Consider the following 16,794-nt stretch of genomic DNA (forward strand, 5'->3'; position numbering starts at 1 on the left):
GTTATTTGTTAAGCATAATCAATCTTCAGCTCAGCGATGCAATCCGGCATATCATAATGTTCCTTATGTACCTCATTAGTAACAGGATATGCCCGCAGTCTTTGCCCATCCAGCATTGGCAGATGCATTTGCAAAAAATCAAAATTGCGCTGCTGCGGATTGAGCCATGCTTCGACTCCTTCCTCATCCAGCACAATTGGCAAGCTTTTCTGCCAGTCTGACATTGCACCAACATTTTCCTCAATCAACATTGTAAACACAGGAAACTCCATACCTTGGGAGTTACGAAAGCGATCATAAATACCAGCAACAGCGAATAAAGGCTTATCCTTAAGAACAATATGCATCGCTCTTGGATCACGCTCATGTCCAAGCTGCTTGGCTCCATAAAATCCTGTACAAGGGATAATACAGCGATTGCGCTTCACTAGCTCAGCTAAAAACGGCTTTCGACGAATATCCCCCTTCGTCGTATTGATTGAATCCTTTGCCCAAAACGGAAACATCCCCCAACGCGCTGCCTGTAATACTCTTTGCTGATGCCGGTCATTCATTACAATTGACACATTTGAAATTGGTGTAACATTAAAGCGCTGCCGATAGGAATGCAATACTTTGCTTATCTTAAATTGCCCAACAATATCGACTAACTCTGCCTTTAAGGAAAAATGCTCAATCAACTCTATACCCCCTGAAACTTGGCTTATCAGTGCCAGTGCCTAGTCTCAATTTTGTAACTTTGAGATTAGACAACGCGACTGTCATTCCAGTTTCTGTAGGTATAGGAGAATTTATGCATCAGATTGTAAATTTTTTACGATATCTTAGCGGTGATAGTCCTACGACGTTAGCAAATAAACGAGAAAAATGTGCCGTTTGCTTAAAGCCAGTCTCCTGTGCAATTTGGGCTACTGGCCAATCTGTTTTAATTAGTAAAAGTTTAGCTTGATCAATTCGATAATAAAGCAAGTATTGCTGAGGTGTACAGTCAAAAACCTCCACCATGCTGCGCGTAATATAGTTAATATGAAGCGCTAATGCCTCGCTTAGCATATTATTGTTAATCGATTGACGATAATTGCGTTTTAAATAAGCAGCTGCCTTTTCAGCAACAACAACCGATGCTTTTGCAGTATCACTGCGCCAGCCCTCATCTAGCATTTGTAATAAATGCAAAAAGCGCTGCTGACGATCCCAGAAAGCGCCATGAGAGCAGCTTCTCGCTGCATCATGCAATGATTCTAATAAATGCTTCATATCATTAGTTGCTCTTAGCTTAAGATGCTTTGGCACACGCAGGGCATAGGTATAATAATCGCCATGAAGTTCACCTTGCTCACAGCTCTCTACCTCTTCCCACGGCCCTGCCGTTTGAAAATGCAGCCAATCAAATGTAGTAGAAGTCTTACAAGGCTCATAAGAATAATGCCAAGCATCAGGGCGCAGGATAAGCATCTCTCCAGCTCCTACTTCCCAGCGTCGCTCTCCCTCAGCTAAGTATAAACAGCCCTCTCGTACATAAAGCAAATCAAACAAACCGATGTTGCTGCGATTGGGATGTTCTTCTCCTGCTTCATAGGTATGATAATTTGATTCTATAAAATATGGAAACGGCGGTGACTTAAATGTAAGAAATAACGATGGCTCCAACAAACTCTCTCCTTAGATCATAAAGTACTTATCGTTAATTAAATAAGTTTAGTTTCAGCTTAATTACGAGTTCGCTCCCTTTAGTATATAAGTTATCAATCCTAATTAATGTTTGATTCCCTTCATATAAAGCAAAGGAAATATCCTTTAGTAAGTTTTTCGGAAGATTAATATCTTTAAGCTTCAGTTCGATTGGGGTAAGCGACAATTCAGGCTCTTGCCAGCTTATCGCATAAATGGCATGCAATTCAGCTTCTACCGCTCCATTCAATATAACATTTAAATCTGCATACAAGTTGTTATCTTTTAAAGAAAAATGTGCTCCCTCAATCATTATTCGTTTATGCGGCTGCCTATCCATGTTCATCTTAATAAGAGCATTAATATCTTCCTCGGTTAAAATAAGCTCAGTTTTCATATTGCGCACCATATAAAGTAGCTTATCCTCTAGTTGAATCGGTGTATAGTCCATAGTAAGCTCTTTGCTTGGCGCGATATATTTCAGCAGCCCTAAAATTAGCAAGAAAAATATTGTTAAAGCCACTAATATTCCTATAAACCATCTCTTTTTCAAATATATTCCTCCCTTAGATGGCGAACTCTTTAATGATATACTATTATTAAATATGTAGCGATAGATAATCAATTAGTAAAGGATAGATGTACGTGTTATCAAATGGAGAAGACCAAGTAAAAGTCAGTATAGAAGAAATCGTACAAGCCCATATGAATCTAAAGGATGTTATATCCCATACACCTTTGCAATATAATCGCGTATTGTCTGAACGATATGGCGCAAATGTATATCTTAAACGCGAGGATTTACAAATTGTACGTTCATTTAAAATCCGTGGAGCTTATCATTTAATACGTTCTCTCGCAGATAAAGGTCCAGTTTCTGGTGTAATTTGTGCAAGTGCAGGCAACCATGCGCAAGGTGTCGCTTATTCCTGTCAAGCTCTTGGTATTCCTGGAAAAATATTTATGCCTACAACAACACCTAATCAAAAAATAAAACAAGTGAAATTTTTTGGCGGCTCGTCCGTAGAAATAATATTAAAAGGTGACACCTTTGACGATGCTTATAATGAAGCGATTGCTGAAAGTGAAGCTAGCGGTTATACCTTTGTTCATCCCTTTGATGATCGCATGATTATCGCAGGTAACGGAACAGTCGGTTTGGAAATACTTAACGACATCGAACAAGCTCCTCATTTTATTTTTGTAACAGTAGGTGGTGGCGGTCTTGCAGCAGGTATAAGTTCATATGTAAAAAGTATTTCGCCACAGACGGCAATTATCGGTGTCGAACCAGAAGGGGCTGCTTCACTCCGTTATGCGCTTGATCATAATGAAGTGCTAACCTTGCCGCAAATTGATAAGTTCGTCGATGGAGCAGCAGTAAAACGTGTAGGAGATCAAACCTTTGCGATTTGTCGAGAGCTGCTCGATGACGTTATTCATGTAAATGAGGGACGAGTTTGTACAACGTTGCTTGATCTCTATAATGAAAATGCGATTGTTGCAGAGCCTGCAGGTGCATTGCCGATTGCTGCACTAGAGCAATATCGTGAACATATTCAAGGTAAAAATGTTGTATGTGTCGTGAGCGGTGGCAATAATGATGTTGATCGCATGCAAGAGATTAAAGAACGTTCATTAATATATGAAGGATATAAGCATTATTTTATGATTAGCTTCCCGCAACGTGCAGGCGCATTACGCGAATTCCTTGATCAGGTGCTTGGACCTAATGATGACATTACTCGCTTTGAGTATATAAAAAAATCAAATAAAGACAATGGACCTGCGCTTGTCGGTATTGAGCTTAAAAATCGTTCAGATTACTCAGCTTTGATTGAACGTATGAAGAGCAAAGGCTATCCTTATGTGGAGCTAAATAAAGATCCTGTACTATTTAATATACTTATCTAAGACATAGAAAATATGGATGTATGGAACGGAGAGAACACTGAATGACATTAGAGCAAATTGAACAGTTTTTAGAAGGCTTGTCCAATCTGGGACCATTACCAGGTATACTTGTCCCAATGCTCGAAGCATTTTTACCATTTCTGCCATTAATCGTTATTATTGCAGCTGATGTAAATATTTACGGTTTTGGCTTTGGAATTTTATTCTCATGGGTTGGCATAGTGGTAGGGGCAAGCTGCATCTTCTTTTTAGCCCGAAAATTTGGCAAGAGATTTCGAGATCGCTTAGAAAAACGCTATGCTGTAGTGAAAAAAATATTCAATTGGATTGAAAGCAAAGGTTTTACTCCATTGTTTTTACTCTCCTGCTTTCCGTTCACACCATCTGTTCTTATTACTATCGTAGCAGCGCTTAGCAAGCTTCCTTTTCATACTTTTCTCGTTGCTGTAGCTTTAGGTAAAGCTGTGATGGTGCTAGCAATTGCATTGCTTAGCTTCGATATAGTCAATTTTATGGATCATCCTTGGCGAATCATCGCTGCTATTGCTGGTATCGCTCTATTATGGTACGGCGGCAAATTATTGGAGCGTCGTTATCATCAATAGTTCGTCAAGTTATTCAAGTAATCAAATATTGAAGTGTTGAATTCTCCTCTTATCAATGCTAGATTGAATTCATAGTAGTTTTTACTGCTTCTAACAAAATCTTGACTCGGAGGATTATTATGAAAATTTTACAAGAGTTTAAAGAATTTGCCGTAAAAGGAAACGTCATCGATCTGGCTGTCGGTGTTATTATCGGTGGTGCATTTGGTAAAATCGTTACATCCCTCGTTAACGATGTTCTTATGCCGCCAATCGGTGTGCTGCTTGGTGAAGTTGATTTTAAAGATCTAAAAATTCCACTTGGTACCAGCAGTGAAGGCGAGACAGTTGCTATCAATTACGGTACTTTTATCAACACAGTTTTAGATTTTATTATTGTCGCGCTATGTATTTTCTTCATGGTGAAAGGCATTAACCAATTACGGCGTATCACTGAGAAGGAAAAAGAAAAGGCAGAGGCAACTTCAGCACCAACAGAAAAAGAATGTCCTTATTGCCTATCGCAAATTCCTATTAAAGCGACACGTTGCAAGCATTGCACGTCACTTCTTACCGATACTGAGGCACAACACTCATGAGCGAATGGTTTGATATTTACGATGATGCGCTTAATCCAATTGGACAAGCTACACGTGAAGAAACGCATGCTAAAGGGTATTGGCATACGACTGTTCATTGCTGGCTGTATGAGTTGCGTGATGAAGAACTTTACGTCATTTTTCAGCGTCGCCAAAAAGACAAGGATACAAATCCGTTATGCTATGATATTACGGTCGCTGGACATTTAAGCGCAGGGGAAAGCGTACATGATGCTGTCAGAGAACTTAAAGAGGAAATCGGAATTACGACGAGCTTTCAACATTTAAAACCGATTATGGTAATTAAAGAAGATGTACGAGGCATGCATAAAGGTCAACCTATTTGGGATCGCGAGATAAGCCATGTATTTGCACTAGCCAATCCTGTTCCGATGCATTTATGGCGCTTGCAACAGGAAGAAGTAATGGCAATCTATGCTGCACCTCTAACTCAGCTACAAACGCTATTCCAAGGACACATTGATGAACTGCAAGTATCAGGCTATGCATTAAATGATAGCGGAGAGCTTGTATTAGATAATCAGCTTATTTTAGCTGAGCAGTTTGTACCTCGCCAGCGCTCATATTATTTAGATGTGTTAGCTGCAATTACGAAAATTGCTGCTCAATCGTAGCCTTTAATTGCAATAGCCAAAAGCGTAAGTGAGGAGCTATGTTCCAAGCTTGCGCTTTGTTGTTTTATACATTTTTCTTTGTAGGAGGGCCTTATGCAATGGATCGCCATGTTAACGATGCTCATTGATCATCTTGGTGTCGTCTTTTTTCCAGATCAGTTTTGGCTGCGCATTATTGGAAGAATTGCTTTTCCACTTTATGCCTATCTTCTCGCTGTTGGTTATCAGCGTACTCGCAGCTACCGCAACTATATTATTCGTCTTGGAGCGCTAGCAATTATTTCTCAACCAGCCTATCAGTGGGCATTTGATACTGAACAGCTTAATGTAATTGTTACATTATTTATTGGCTTACTATTATACAAAGTGTTAGATTTAAGCAATAAATATAAAGCTATTCAAATTTTTATCATATTAATTACCGTTGCGGGAACTGAATACTTTCCATTAGATTATGGTGCCTACGGTATTCTATTAATGTTAATTTTTCGTTATGCTAAAGCAGAAAAACTATTACTCTATCATGGATTGTTAGAACTATTATTTTTATTAAAATGGGGCGTTCAATTTTTTAGTATGATCGTTACTTATATGATTAGTCAGCAGCCTAAATTGTTAGCTAAAGCTGATATGATTAAAGTGCCTCGTTGGTTATGGAGAAGCTTCTATCCTTTACACTTATACATATTGGCGCTAATAAACTATAATTTCTAAATAAATCTGTTAGATAGCTGTTAGTTTAGTAAATAAATTTATAACTTCTAATTCATGTCCTCTTAAATCTTACTGTTTATACTTGCAGTATAAAGATTTGGGAGGAACCCAAGATGATGAAGATTCTTAAATTCAAAAATCGCTCGGTGCCAGTTTATTTTCCGCAGGATAAGCTACAAAACTATGATAAGCTAAACAATAAATTGCATGAGCTAGAGTATGACTTCTCGTTCCGTAAAAAATGGAAAAGCATTAGCTCTGTTGAAGTTGTACGTGATGTAGCAATCTTCCAGTACAAAGACGGTACGAAGTTATATTTAGAAGTTTCATAGTTCATTGAATCATATGTAGCAAGTCAGTAAATAAGAATAACATAAGCAGCCCTTTTTGTAATTGCTTCGCTATGGAATAGATAGCCTATTACGTTACTTTCGATTTGCATGCTGACGTACTTAACTATATACAGCCCCCTTTGTGGACCGGGGCTGTTATCCCTTCGTCAAAGTTACTGTGTAGCTTAGCATTGCAAACTAGTTAACGTTCCTCTTCGTCATAGGCTGCTATTCCTTAGTCGAAGCAATGTTGAAGCTTTTGTAGCATTCCTTGCGCCTAATTAATCGTCTTGTGTATAGTCCGGAAAGCTAATTAGGCCTTCCTTCGTTTAAAAAAGCTAATAAGCCTGCAATGGTAGCTGTTAGTGCAACCATTGCAGGCTTATTAGTGTTTTTGATTGATTTCACTTTTTTTAATTCATAACATTAGCTTTTAGCACATAACTATTCGCCTGGCACGTACTTATAGCCAAATCCCCATACTGTTTTAATCAGCTTAGGCTCTTTTGGATTTTGTTCAATCTTTTTTCGCAGATTCACAATATGCACATCGATCGCTCGATCTGTGACATAGGAATCAAAACCTCTTATCGCATTAATGAGCTCATCTCTACTAAACACTTTATTTGGCGAGTTCATGAACAATCTCATTATTTCATACTCTGAAAACGTTGTTTCTACTGCCTGTCCTCTTACAACTAGTTGTCTACGTTCATAGTCTAATTGAATGTCTTGTTCTATTTCTATCTCTTTGCTTTCGCTTATCTTAACTTCCGTAGTTAGCTGAATAGAGCGACGAATTAACGCTTCAATTCTTGCAGTTAGTTCATGCATACTAAACGGTTTACTTAAGTAATCATCAGCACCAGCCTTTAGTGCCAAAACTCGATCAGAAACTTCACTTTTCATTGAGAGAATCATAATTGGAATCATTGATTTTTCTCTTACTTGCGTACAAATATCAATTCCATTCATATCTGGCAGAACGAGATCTAACAGCAGTAAATGCGGAAGAAACTGATCAATAAGCTGTAAGCCCTCTTTGCCAGAAAAAGCTTGCTTTACTTCATAGCCTTCCTCTGACAAATACATAGACAGCATATCGTTCATCATAACGTCATCTTCTACAACTAATACTTTATACATCGACGTCACCCTTACGATTGATATACAAAATGTATTTTCTTAATATCCGAATCAAGTTTATTTGGGATGTTCATATTCAATATACAACATTCTACCAATTACCACAACATTTTGTTAGCGAAATATTAGCAAAATATTAGATAAATATTAAATATCCTTAGATTTTCTTATTTTTTGTTAACAATCGTCGCAATATCTGTAAGCAACTGGTTAAGTTCACTTTCAAGAAGCTCGAAATAAGATGGCAGCATCGTCGTTTGCTGCTCACGAGCAATTTTTTCCCCCTTAATTGCTAGCTCTTGAACTTTGTGCGCACCTAAATAACTAGATGCCCCTTTTAATGTATGCAATGCTCTTGTAATCTCAGCATAATCATGATGCTTATAATAATGCTTGAGATTAGTTATAAATGTCGAATAATCACTCAAATATTGCTCCAGCATATGCAAATAAATATTCAGCTTACCATTTACACGCTCAATGGCTTGTTTAGCCTCAATAGTATTAAGCGATACTAGTTTATTAAAAATGATCTCATCGCTTTCTCTAGAGACTCTTAACTCATTATTTTTATGATTGTTTACTCGATGACGCGCAATATACTTATTCAATACTTCTTGAAGCTTATCAATCGAAATCGGCTTCGTAATAACCTCGTTCATTCCTTGTAAGCGATAGCGTTCGTGATCAGAGGCTACGACATTCGCAGTTACCGCAACAATCGGTACGTCGCTATTATTTTCCCCTGAACGAATCAGCTTTGTTGCCTCTACTCCATCCATTTCAGGCATATGAATATCCATTAGCACAAGATCAAAAGATTGAGTTTGTGCATATTGAACAGCTTCAACCCCATTATTCGCAATCGTTACTATACAATGACAAAGTTTTAACATTTCCGCGGCAACGATCTGATTAATCCTATTATCCTCTGCAAGCAATACTTGATAGGTTTGCTCTACCGTTGGTGCAGCCTGCTGATCAACAGAATGAAGTTCATCTTGTAAGCTTTTTTGCTCCTTTTCTAAATGTTTCTGAGATTGTTTGATATGTACAGCAAGCTCTACAGCTTCCTTAAAGCGTGAGGCCGTAACAGGCTTTGTTAATATAGCTGATGGCTGCTGCGCAGGATCGAGCACTAACATTTCTTCACGGCCATATGCTGTTGTAAGCGCAACAATTGAAATTCCACGACTAGATGCAATTCTTTGGAACGCTAGCCATGTCTCCATGCCATACATATCGTTCATTTCCATATCCATCAATATTAAGGCTGGATATGCCCCTTCGCCTAGACGCATTAGACGAAAATATGCTTCCTTCCAAGTACGCAGTCTTATCGAAATGTAATTATCTTTTTCAAGAAATGACATCCATTGATTTGCCATCTCATCATGATCTTCAACAATCCATACTAATGTTTCTGATGAATCCGGTAATTTAGCCATTTCTACAGTAAATTGATACGCAGCTTTTTTAAATGGCATTGTAAATGAAAACGTACTTCCTTTATGTAGCTCACTTGTAACCTCCAGTTTGCCGCCTAACATCTCTACTAAGTTTTTGGAAATGACAAGCCCCAGACCTGTTCCCCCATATTTACGAGTAGTTGAGGAATCCGCTTGTTTAAACGGCTTGAATAAATTCTTCACTTGCTCCTCAGACATTCCTATCCCTGTATCCTTCACTGTAAAGCGTAGCACGATTTCATCTTCGTGTTCATATACAACCGAAATATGCAGTTCAACCAAACCACGCTCAGTAAATTTAATCGCATTAACACATAGGTTAGATAAAATTTGCTCTAAGCGCAGCGAATCACCAAGTAATTGATTGGGAACATTGTCTTCAATATCAATTTTAAACTCAAACTGCTCTTTACCACCTAAGAAGAGACTAAGCTGTTCAGATAAATAATTGATTGCTAGATGTAACTGGAACAATGCAACATCCGGCTCAATTTTTTTAGCCTCAAGTTTTGAGAAATCTAATATATCGTTTACGATTGATAACAGCATAGTTGAAGAATCCTTCATATGCTGTACATATTCCTTCTGCAAATGATCAAGTTCAGTTTTTTGTAGGAGCTGAACTAGACCAAGTATACCATTGAGCGGTGTGCGAATTTCATGACTCATTAAAGCCAGGAAGGTACTTTTCGCTTGATTGGCTTCTTCAGCAGCCTCGGTTGCTTTAACAAGCTTCCGCTGAACTTCAAGTTGCTCTGTAATATCACGCGCGATACAGGAATATAACGTTTCACCAGTAAAACTATCCTCATAGGCTACAATAATAAGCGATGCACTAATAAATTTGCCTGCATTGTTTTGCAGCTGCGCTTCGCACTCATAATAGCCTTGTCTGCGAGCAATCGCAGCGCCTTCTTGTAGCTGACGATATAAATGAGCTGGCAGAAGACTTTTTAACGGCATTAACTCTGATGAATCTTCTGGGGACAGACCTAATATTTTTCGTCCCGCTTCGTTAATATAAATGATATTGGCTTGTCGATCCACCGATGCAATTAAGTCTTTTGCCGATTCTATAACCATTTGCAGGCGATGTCTCTCACTTTCTAGCTTTCGCTGCTCAGAAATATCATTTAATATCACGATAACGCCTGAATAAGCTCCACTCCGATCGCGCAATGCACTTGAACGATTGTAAACCGGTATTCGTTTCCCATCTCGAGTAGTAATTGTTAGCTCATATTCATAGTTAGGAAAATGATTTCTTATTTCAAGAAACATATCTATACCCGGTTTCAATTCCTTGCCAAGCGTTTTGGAAAATTTTTTCGCAAGCAAACGCTGCTCTTCCGGATCAATAAATACAATCGGAGTAGACTTTCCAACAATTTGTTCAGAAGTATAGCCTAACATTTTCTCTGCTGCTTGATTGATGTACGTAATTACATAGCGCTCATCCATAACGATAACAGGGCTTTTATTTTGATTAATGACAGCATCCAAGCGATCAAACATAATTTGCAGTCTGCTCATCATAATATTAACAGTGTTAGCAAGCACACCAATTTCATCATGGTTACCATCATATAAATGACCGCTGTTAAAATCCCCAGCAGCAGCTTGCTTCGTTACCTGCAAAATCGCAACTAATCTAGAAACAATTTTTTGGAAGAAAAAATAAAACACGATAACTAAAAGCAACACAGCAATCGAGGCAACAAATAACATCCGCCATAATGTCGGAGCTGCATGCTTTTCAATTTCTCCTAAATTTGTTACCTCAAGAATTACCCAATTTGTATTAGCAACCGCTTGATAAAATAAAATATAGGTTTCTGACATAATTTCTACTTGCTTATAGCCAGCATTTTTCGTTAATGCCAATGCAGCAAGTTGCTTCAGCTGATCTCGTAACAATATATCCTGCTGATTCCCATAGCTTACTGACAGATCATCATATAACAGTTCGCCGCTGTAATTGTATAAATATAAATTCCCCTCATCTATTTGTAAATTTTCTTTATAGTCTTTAGGAGGAAAGCTGTATGCCACATATAGAGCTCCAATTAATTGGTTGGACTTATCCATACCGTAAACAGGAACACTAATATAAGCATACCGATCATTAGATTTGTTAATTGTAACAGGATCAGTTACTACAATATCGCCACGCAGTGCACGCGTAATCGGCACTTGAATATTAAGGTGTAACTTTCCGCGTAAGCTTGTAATTATCCTGTCTTGACTAATAAAGCCGATTTCCTGATATGGAAAGGAATTATGTGATTGCTCTTGTTGTAAATATTCCATCATAATATTGGTATCTCCAGAGCGTACCTCATTGGTACGGCTCATTACAAGCACTTCGGCTTTACGAGTCTCTAGCCACGAGCTAAGCCCAAAGGAACGACTTTCCTGCTTAAGCGTAATTTTATCAATTTCAGTTGCAACTATATCATTTTTCACTGATATATAGTTATTAAGTGCAACAATTAATAATGGCACAAAGGAAATCAAAATAATAAAGATTAATCCCTTCGTACGGAGAGACATTTTAATCATGATTTAATCCTCCAAGATGTTATTATCCCGTGTCATCACTTAGCTCATAATGAATGGACAGCATACGTTTAATAAAATCTTTTTCTTCCGTTACAACTCTAACCCACGCTTCGACACAACGTGGGTCAAAGTGTGTGCCACTTTCCGCTTGAATTATTTCCATCGCCTTCTCATGGGTCAACGCCTTACGATAGGAACGAGATGAAGTAAGAGCATCATATACGTCAGCAACAGCCGTAACACGAGCGACCAGCGGTATTGCCTCTCCTTTTAGTCGATCAGGATACCCTGTACCATCCCATTTCTCATGATGCGAACGAATAATTGCCAGCTCCTCAACCATAAAACCAAGCTGCTTGCACATATTGTAGCCATCTAGTGGGTGGTTTTCAATCAATTTGCGCTCATCTGGATCTAGCTTGCCAGACTTATTTAACACATAATCAGGGACAAATAGCTTTCCTACATCGTGTACAAGTCCGCCAAGCGCAATAGATTTGAGCTGAGTTGATGACAGGCCCATCTCTTCCCCTAATTTAAGCGCATAGACTGTTACACGATAATTATGCCCAGCGGTATAGGCATCCTTCGACTCCGTTTTCTTTATTAGTTCACTGACACTAGGCGTAATATAGGTTTCAATCCAACTATCAGGCTCAGCGCGATTTAACCGCTTGACAAGTGTTGCCCAAGAATCGGTATAACGATACTCAATAAAGATAACGATAATCATTACGATCATAGAAAATAGCAATAAAGAATGATATGTCCACCAGCCTAATACGCTAGTAGACGCAGTAAACAAAATGACTTGCGCTGTATTTATCCAGCCCGTACAATACACGATCGCAAGCTGCATAGAAAAGCGAGATGCCATATAGGTAATCAGATGACGATAGACCGTCCATGTGTTAACACTCAAAATAACAAGCGTTGTTATTCTCGCTCCATTTTCATCACGATAAAGCCAATTAAAAAATGCCAATCCTGGTATAATATTATCGATAACTCCGCAAAGTATAAGAAGAAAGCAGTATAACGGCAGTAATGCCTTTTTATTCATGCCTAAAATGCGAACAAGACGATGATCCGCAGATAAGGAACTCAGCCATAGCCAAAATGAACTGAGCATTAGCGTTAGCTGAGCATACGTTAAAAATTTATTATGTTCTCCTGAATCAAGCATTGTTAACGAGTAACTGTGGAAAATAAGCATCGTGCCAATCGAAGCAAATGCCAAAGATACAAACGATATTTTGACATTACGAAGCTGCTGAGCAACTATTCCCAAAATCAAAAAAATCATAATCGCCAACATTGCTTCGATAACGATCATATAGATAAGCGAATTATGGAAATGTATATCATTTCCCCGCAAGTATTGGTGAAGTCCATAGTAAATCAATACTGGCGCAATCATCGCAAATCCTAATTGAAGCAACACAAAACTTCGAGAACGCCGAGAACGCATAGATTAATTCCAACTCCTATCCTTAACTAGCTCTTTTGTCCTGAGATTTACAGAAAGGATCATTGCTAATCGACGACATTGTTGGCTCCTATCTTATTTCCCGCACTGCTAGTATCATACTTTATGCTGCTCGTCCATTTTTCATCAGAAGTCGACAGCATATTCTCTATTATTTATCGGTTTCTATGTTGTAATATGTTTCTCTAATTTGCACAAATCTCGGTTCTAAACTCCGTTAATATCTTCCTATTTTTTTACCGTATTTTTCATATAAAAGTATCTTATCAATTATACAATAGATTGCTTGTGCGCAATATGATTAGACACACATTTTTCATCTTCTTCTGTATTACCATATATATTTAAAGCTATTAAAAAATCGAATTTACTATTTAAGGTTAGATTAATGTTTTTCTTGCAAAAATTTGTTATAGTAAGAACATATCTTTTTTTGAGAGGAGTTCAAAGTAATGGACAATAAAGAAACGCAATCTCAAGAGCTTGCGAATAACAATGAGGTTGCGAGTAACAACGGATCAGTTGCAAATGCAGCTAACGCAAATCACAATGTTACAGGGGGCAGCAAGAGTAATAAAAGCAATCCATTTTGGATGATTGCATCAATCGTATTAGCAATTGCACTTGTGCTAGTCATTATCTTCCCAATTGGCGGAGGTAAAGATGAAACCATTGCTACAGTTAACAGTAAGAAAATTACTAAAAACGACCTATTAAACACTCTTCAAGAATATTATGGTGACAGTATTTTAGGTGTACTTGATCGCATGATTACTGAAGAGGTGCTCGATCAAGAAGCAAAAGCTAAAAATATTACAGTGACAGACGCAGATATCGCTGCTGATATTGCTGCTTTGAAACTTGATTACGGCGGTGAGGAAAACTTCCAAAATTTCCTTTCTTACTATGGTATGATTGAGGATGACTTGAAGAAAGAGCTTAAAGTTACTACACTAACTCGCCTATTACTTCAAGATACTGTAGACGTAACTGATGAAGATGTACAAGCTTACTTTGATGAAAATAAAGCTAATCTTGGCGGATCAGAAGAACAAGTTCGTGCATCCCACATTCTTGTAAATGATAAAGAATTAGCTGAAGATATTCTAAGTCAACTTAAAAATGGCGCTGATTTTGCTGAATTAGCTGCACAATACGGTACTGACGGCACTGCTTCACAAGGCGGCGATCTTGGTTTCTTCAGCTATGGAGATATGGTTGAAGAATTCTCTAAAGCTGCTTTTGCTCTAGATGTAGATGAGCTTAGTGATGTAGTACAAACAGAATACGGATACCACATTATTTTGAAAACAGATTATAAAGAAGCAACTGAAGCTGATTTCGATTCTGTAAAAGATGCAATTAAAATTAAGTTAATTAACGAGGATATTTATACAAATAACAGCAACTACATTGAAGAGTTGCTTGCTAAGGCTAAAATTTCCAACAAGCTTAATGAATCAGCTACTTATGGTAACGTTAATAGCGAGTCAACTGAAGATTCAGCACTTGATGGCGTGACTGACGACAGTGCAGCTACTAACGAAGCAGGTACTGATGAGTCAGCTCAATAATAAGTTGTATACTAAGTAACTTGCAAAAAGCTTGCGCTACAGATTAGCGCAAGCTTTTTCTTTACCGTCTCTGTCATATAAAGAAAATGAGAAGTGCCATGCACAAAGCAAAAAACGCAGATCCGTTTAGATCTGCGTTTTTTGCTGCTTAATAATCTCCTGGTGTCGCTTCTGATTGATTTATAATGGCGATACCGCTACTAGCACCGATACGATTTGCACCAGCCTCCAACATTGCTACAGCCGTTGCATAATCTCGTATACCACCAGATGCTTTTACGCCAACGTATGGTCCAACAGTGCGACGCATTAGAGAAATATGTTCAACCGTCGCCCCACCGCTACTAAAGCCAGTTGATGTCTTTACAAAATGTGCCCCTGCCTCTACCGCTAGCTTGCAAGCCTCAACAATTTCTTCATCAGTTAACAGACAGGTTTCCAGTATCACTTTAACAATCGCATGATTAGCGGCAGCACTGACTACTGCTTCAATATCCGATTTGACTGCACTTAAAAACCTACTTTTTAAGTAACCGATATTGAGCACCATATCAATTTCTGTCGCTCCGTCAGCTATTGCTTGCTTCGTTTCCAGCGCCTTTACTGCACTGGAGGAAGCCCCTAAAGGGAAGCCGATTACAGTTGTTACGCCTACCTGCTCCACATGTTGAAGTTGCTCCGCTGCAAGCTTTACCCAGCAAGGATTAACACACACAGTTGCAAACTGGTACTGTGCAGCCTCAGCGCATAGCTGAATAATATCTGATTCAGTAGCAGTTGGCTTTAACAAGGTATGGTCGATAGTTGCAGCTAACTGTTTACGATTCATATTCATTCCTCCGTAGTTTGATGAATATATTGTACAGCCTATAATAAAAAAATACTACGAGAGGATGGCTTACTATTCTATTTCTAGTTAACTGAAAGCCGAGATTCAACCTTAACATCGTTAAAGTGCAAAATCTCGGCTAAATCATTTAGTGGTGTCAGCAACGTTGGAAATGCAAATTTCTATTCACAAAATACAAATCGATTGTAAAATCAAGGTCATGACTCCCTGCATCGTCATGACCAAGCAAAAACTAACAAGCTTTAGAAAGCTTACAGAAGCTCTTTGCGCAATTCTGCAGCCGATTTTGGAGATAAGTGACCTAGCGGAATGTCGAATACAGTTTTCGCTCCCACTTGACCTTCTTTATGAAGCTTGTAAGCAGCGCGTGCATAAGCAACAAGCACGCTTGAAGTAAACTCTGGGTTACTGCCCAAATTCAAGTTGAATTCCATAATTTGAGTCGTATTTTCACCAGTTTTACCACTTCTAAGCACAAGTCCGCCATGTGGCATTGCTGAATGATCACGTTTCAATTCTTCCTCAGAGATAAAATGAACAATTGTATCGTAATCTGCGAAATAGTTCGGCATTGATACGATTTCTTGACGAATACGCTCTTTGTCCGCACCTTCCTCAGCAACAACAAAGCACTCGCGTAAATGCTTTTGACGAGTTGTAAGTTCTGGATTTTCACCATTGCGTACGCTTTGTACAGCCGCTTCAACAGGAATGGTATATTGTTTACCATCTTTAACGCCTGGCACGCGACGAATCGCATCAGAGTGACCTTGGCTTACACCTTTACCCCAGAATGTGTAGTCTTTACCTTCTGGCAACACTGCTTCAAATAGCAATCTGTTTAGTGAGAATAAACCAGGATCCCAGCCAGTAGAAATAACAGCCAGTTTTCCGCTTTCTTTAGCAGCTTTATCTACTTGCTCAAAGTACTCAGGAATACGAGCATGCGTATCAAAGCTGTCCACTACGTTGAACAATTTCGCAAATTGCGGTCCTTGTTCAGGAAGATCTGTCGCAGAACCTCCGCATAAAATCATTACATCAATGTCATTTACAAATTTTGCTGCGTCTTCAATCGAATATGCTTTTGTGTTCGAAGAGATACTTGCAGGGTCTCTACGCGTAAAAATTGCATCCAACTGCATATCCGGATTTTGCGCGATGGCTAATTCAACTCCACGACCTAAGTTTCCATAGCCTACGATTCCAACGCGAATCCGATTAGTCATGCTGAACATTCACCTATCCTTTAATT

General features: G+C 38.6%; 15 protein-coding genes. 7 read left to right on the top strand and 8 right to left on the bottom strand.

All coding sequences use genetic code 11. The features are described from left to right. Positions 1–8: 8 nt before the first annotated feature. The 3 genes from AC2TDL_RS06620 to AC2TDL_RS06630 form a co-directional block, all read right to left on the bottom strand. A complete protein-coding gene (locus AC2TDL_RS06620; RefSeq protein ID WP_484699474.1) occupies positions 9–680 on the bottom strand; it encodes an SOS response-associated peptidase in 672 nt (223 codons plus the stop codon). A 118-nt stretch (positions 681–798) separates the two neighbouring features. Then, entirely contained in the window at positions 799–1,650 is an 852-nt protein-coding gene (locus tag AC2TDL_RS06625; RefSeq protein WP_484699476.1) for an AraC family transcriptional regulator, read from the bottom strand. Between the two features lie 34 nt (positions 1,651–1,684). Next, positions 1,685–2,224 carry a hypothetical protein gene (locus AC2TDL_RS06630; RefSeq protein ID WP_484699478.1) on the bottom strand — a complete coding sequence of 180 codons (540 nt, stop codon included), beginning with the start codon at positions 2,222–2,224 and terminating at the stop codon, positions 1,685–1,687. Positions 2,225–2,316: 92 nt separating this feature from the next. On the opposite strand from AC2TDL_RS06630, the gene ilvA reads away from it, so the two are divergent. The 6 genes from ilvA to AC2TDL_RS06660 all read left to right on the top strand — a co-directional run bounded on the left by ilvA (position 2,317) and on the right by AC2TDL_RS06660 (position 6,449). After that, complete coding sequence (gene ilvA / locus AC2TDL_RS06635; RefSeq protein ID WP_484699480.1) at positions 2,317–3,585, top strand: threonine ammonia-lyase IlvA; 1,269 nt, start codon at positions 2,317–2,319, stop codon at positions 3,583–3,585. Positions 3,586–3,626: 41 nt separating this feature from the next. Next, complete coding sequence (locus AC2TDL_RS06640) at positions 3,627–4,190, top strand: TVP38/TMEM64 family protein (RefSeq protein ID WP_484699482.1); 564 nt, start codon at positions 3,627–3,629, stop codon at positions 4,188–4,190. Positions 4,191–4,309: 119 nt separating this feature from the next. Then, the gene (gene mscL / locus AC2TDL_RS06645) at positions 4,310–4,768 is read left to right on the top strand and encodes a large-conductance mechanosensitive channel protein MscL (protein ID WP_484699484.1); all 459 of its coding nucleotides are present in this window, start codon (positions 4,310–4,312) and stop codon (positions 4,766–4,768) included. After that, positions 4,765–5,403: an NUDIX hydrolase gene (locus tag AC2TDL_RS06650; protein ID WP_484699486.1), complete on the top strand. Its 639-nt coding sequence runs from the start codon at positions 4,765–4,767 to the stop codon at positions 5,401–5,403. The genes mscL and AC2TDL_RS06650 overlap by 4 nt, the downstream gene beginning before the upstream one ends. Before the next feature lie 93 nt (positions 5,404–5,496). Then, complete coding sequence (locus tag AC2TDL_RS06655; protein WP_484699488.1) at positions 5,497–6,117, top strand: TraX family protein; 621 nt, start codon at positions 5,497–5,499, stop codon at positions 6,115–6,117. Between the two features lie 113 nt (positions 6,118–6,230). Then, entirely contained in the window at positions 6,231–6,449 is a 219-nt protein-coding gene (locus AC2TDL_RS06660; protein WP_484699490.1) for a hypothetical protein, read from the top strand. A gap of 444 nt (positions 6,450–6,893) precedes the next feature. On the opposite strand, the gene AC2TDL_RS06665 is transcribed toward AC2TDL_RS06660, so the two are convergent. The 3 genes from AC2TDL_RS06665 to AC2TDL_RS06675 form a co-directional block, all read right to left on the bottom strand. Continuing rightward, positions 6,894–7,595, bottom strand: a complete 702-nt coding sequence (locus AC2TDL_RS06665; RefSeq protein ID WP_484699492.1) for a response regulator transcription factor — start codon at positions 7,593–7,595, stop codon at positions 6,894–6,896. Positions 7,596–7,762: 167 nt separating this feature from the next. After that, complete coding sequence (locus tag AC2TDL_RS06670) at positions 7,763–11,626, bottom strand: response regulator (RefSeq protein ID WP_484699494.1); 3,864 nt, start codon at positions 11,624–11,626, stop codon at positions 7,763–7,765. A gap of 22 nt (positions 11,627–11,648) precedes the next feature. Continuing rightward, a complete protein-coding gene (locus tag AC2TDL_RS06675; RefSeq protein WP_484699496.1) occupies positions 11,649–13,097 on the bottom strand; it encodes an HD-GYP domain-containing protein in 1,449 nt (482 codons plus the stop codon). A gap of 470 nt (positions 13,098–13,567) precedes the next feature. Between AC2TDL_RS06675 and AC2TDL_RS06680 the strand changes: the two genes are divergently transcribed. After that, positions 13,568–14,689 (top strand): peptidylprolyl isomerase, encoded by a 1,122-nt coding sequence (locus tag AC2TDL_RS06680; RefSeq protein WP_484699498.1) that lies wholly within the window; start codon positions 13,568–13,570, stop codon positions 14,687–14,689. Between the two features lie 148 nt (positions 14,690–14,837). On the opposite strand, the gene deoC is transcribed toward AC2TDL_RS06680, so the two are convergent. Beyond that, positions 14,838–15,518, bottom strand: a complete 681-nt coding sequence (gene deoC / locus AC2TDL_RS06685; RefSeq protein ID WP_484699500.1) for a deoxyribose-phosphate aldolase — start codon at positions 15,516–15,518, stop codon at positions 14,838–14,840. 272 nt (positions 15,519–15,790) lie between these two features. Continuing rightward, a complete protein-coding gene (locus AC2TDL_RS06690) occupies positions 15,791–16,768 on the bottom strand; it encodes a diaminopimelate dehydrogenase (RefSeq protein WP_484699502.1) in 978 nt (325 codons plus the stop codon). Positions 16,769–16,794: the final 26 nt, after the last annotated feature.

Source organism: Paenibacillus sp. plas6, assembly GCF_057221655.1.

Excerpts from the sequence above, each read along its gene's own strand:
- AC2TDL_RS06640 (WP_484699482.1), top strand. The coding sequence starts at position 3,627 with ATGACATTAGAGCAAATTGAACAGTTTTTAGAAGGCTTGTCCAATCTG.
- mscL (WP_484699484.1), top strand. The coding sequence starts at position 4,310 with ATGAAAATTTTACAAGAGTTTAAAGAATTTGCCGTAAAAGGAAACGTC.
- AC2TDL_RS06650 (WP_484699486.1), top strand. The coding sequence starts at position 4,765 with ATGAGCGAATGGTTTGATATTTACGATGATGCGCTTAATCCAATTGGA.
- AC2TDL_RS06655 (WP_484699488.1), top strand. The coding sequence starts at position 5,497 with ATGCAATGGATCGCCATGTTAACGATGCTCATTGATCATCTTGGTGTC.
- AC2TDL_RS06660 (WP_484699490.1), top strand. The coding sequence starts at position 6,231 with ATGATGAAGATTCTTAAATTCAAAAATCGCTCGGTGCCAGTTTATTTT.
- AC2TDL_RS06665 (WP_484699492.1), bottom strand. The coding sequence starts at position 7,595 with ATGTATAAAGTATTAGTTGTAGAAGATGACGTTATGATGAACGATATG.
- AC2TDL_RS06670 (WP_484699494.1), bottom strand. The coding sequence starts at position 11,626 with ATGATTAAAATGTCTCTCCGTACGAAGGGATTAATCTTTATTATTTTG.
- AC2TDL_RS06675 (WP_484699496.1), bottom strand. The coding sequence starts at position 13,097 with ATGCGTTCTCGGCGTTCTCGAAGTTTTGTGTTGCTTCAATTAGGATTT.
- AC2TDL_RS06680 (WP_484699498.1), top strand. The coding sequence starts at position 13,568 with ATGGACAATAAAGAAACGCAATCTCAAGAGCTTGCGAATAACAATGAG.
- deoC (WP_484699500.1), bottom strand. The coding sequence starts at position 15,518 with ATGAATCGTAAACAGTTAGCTGCAACTATCGACCATACCTTGTTAAAG.
- AC2TDL_RS06690 (WP_484699502.1), bottom strand. The coding sequence starts at position 16,768 with ATGACTAATCGGATTCGCGTTGGAATCGTAGGCTATGGAAACTTAGGT.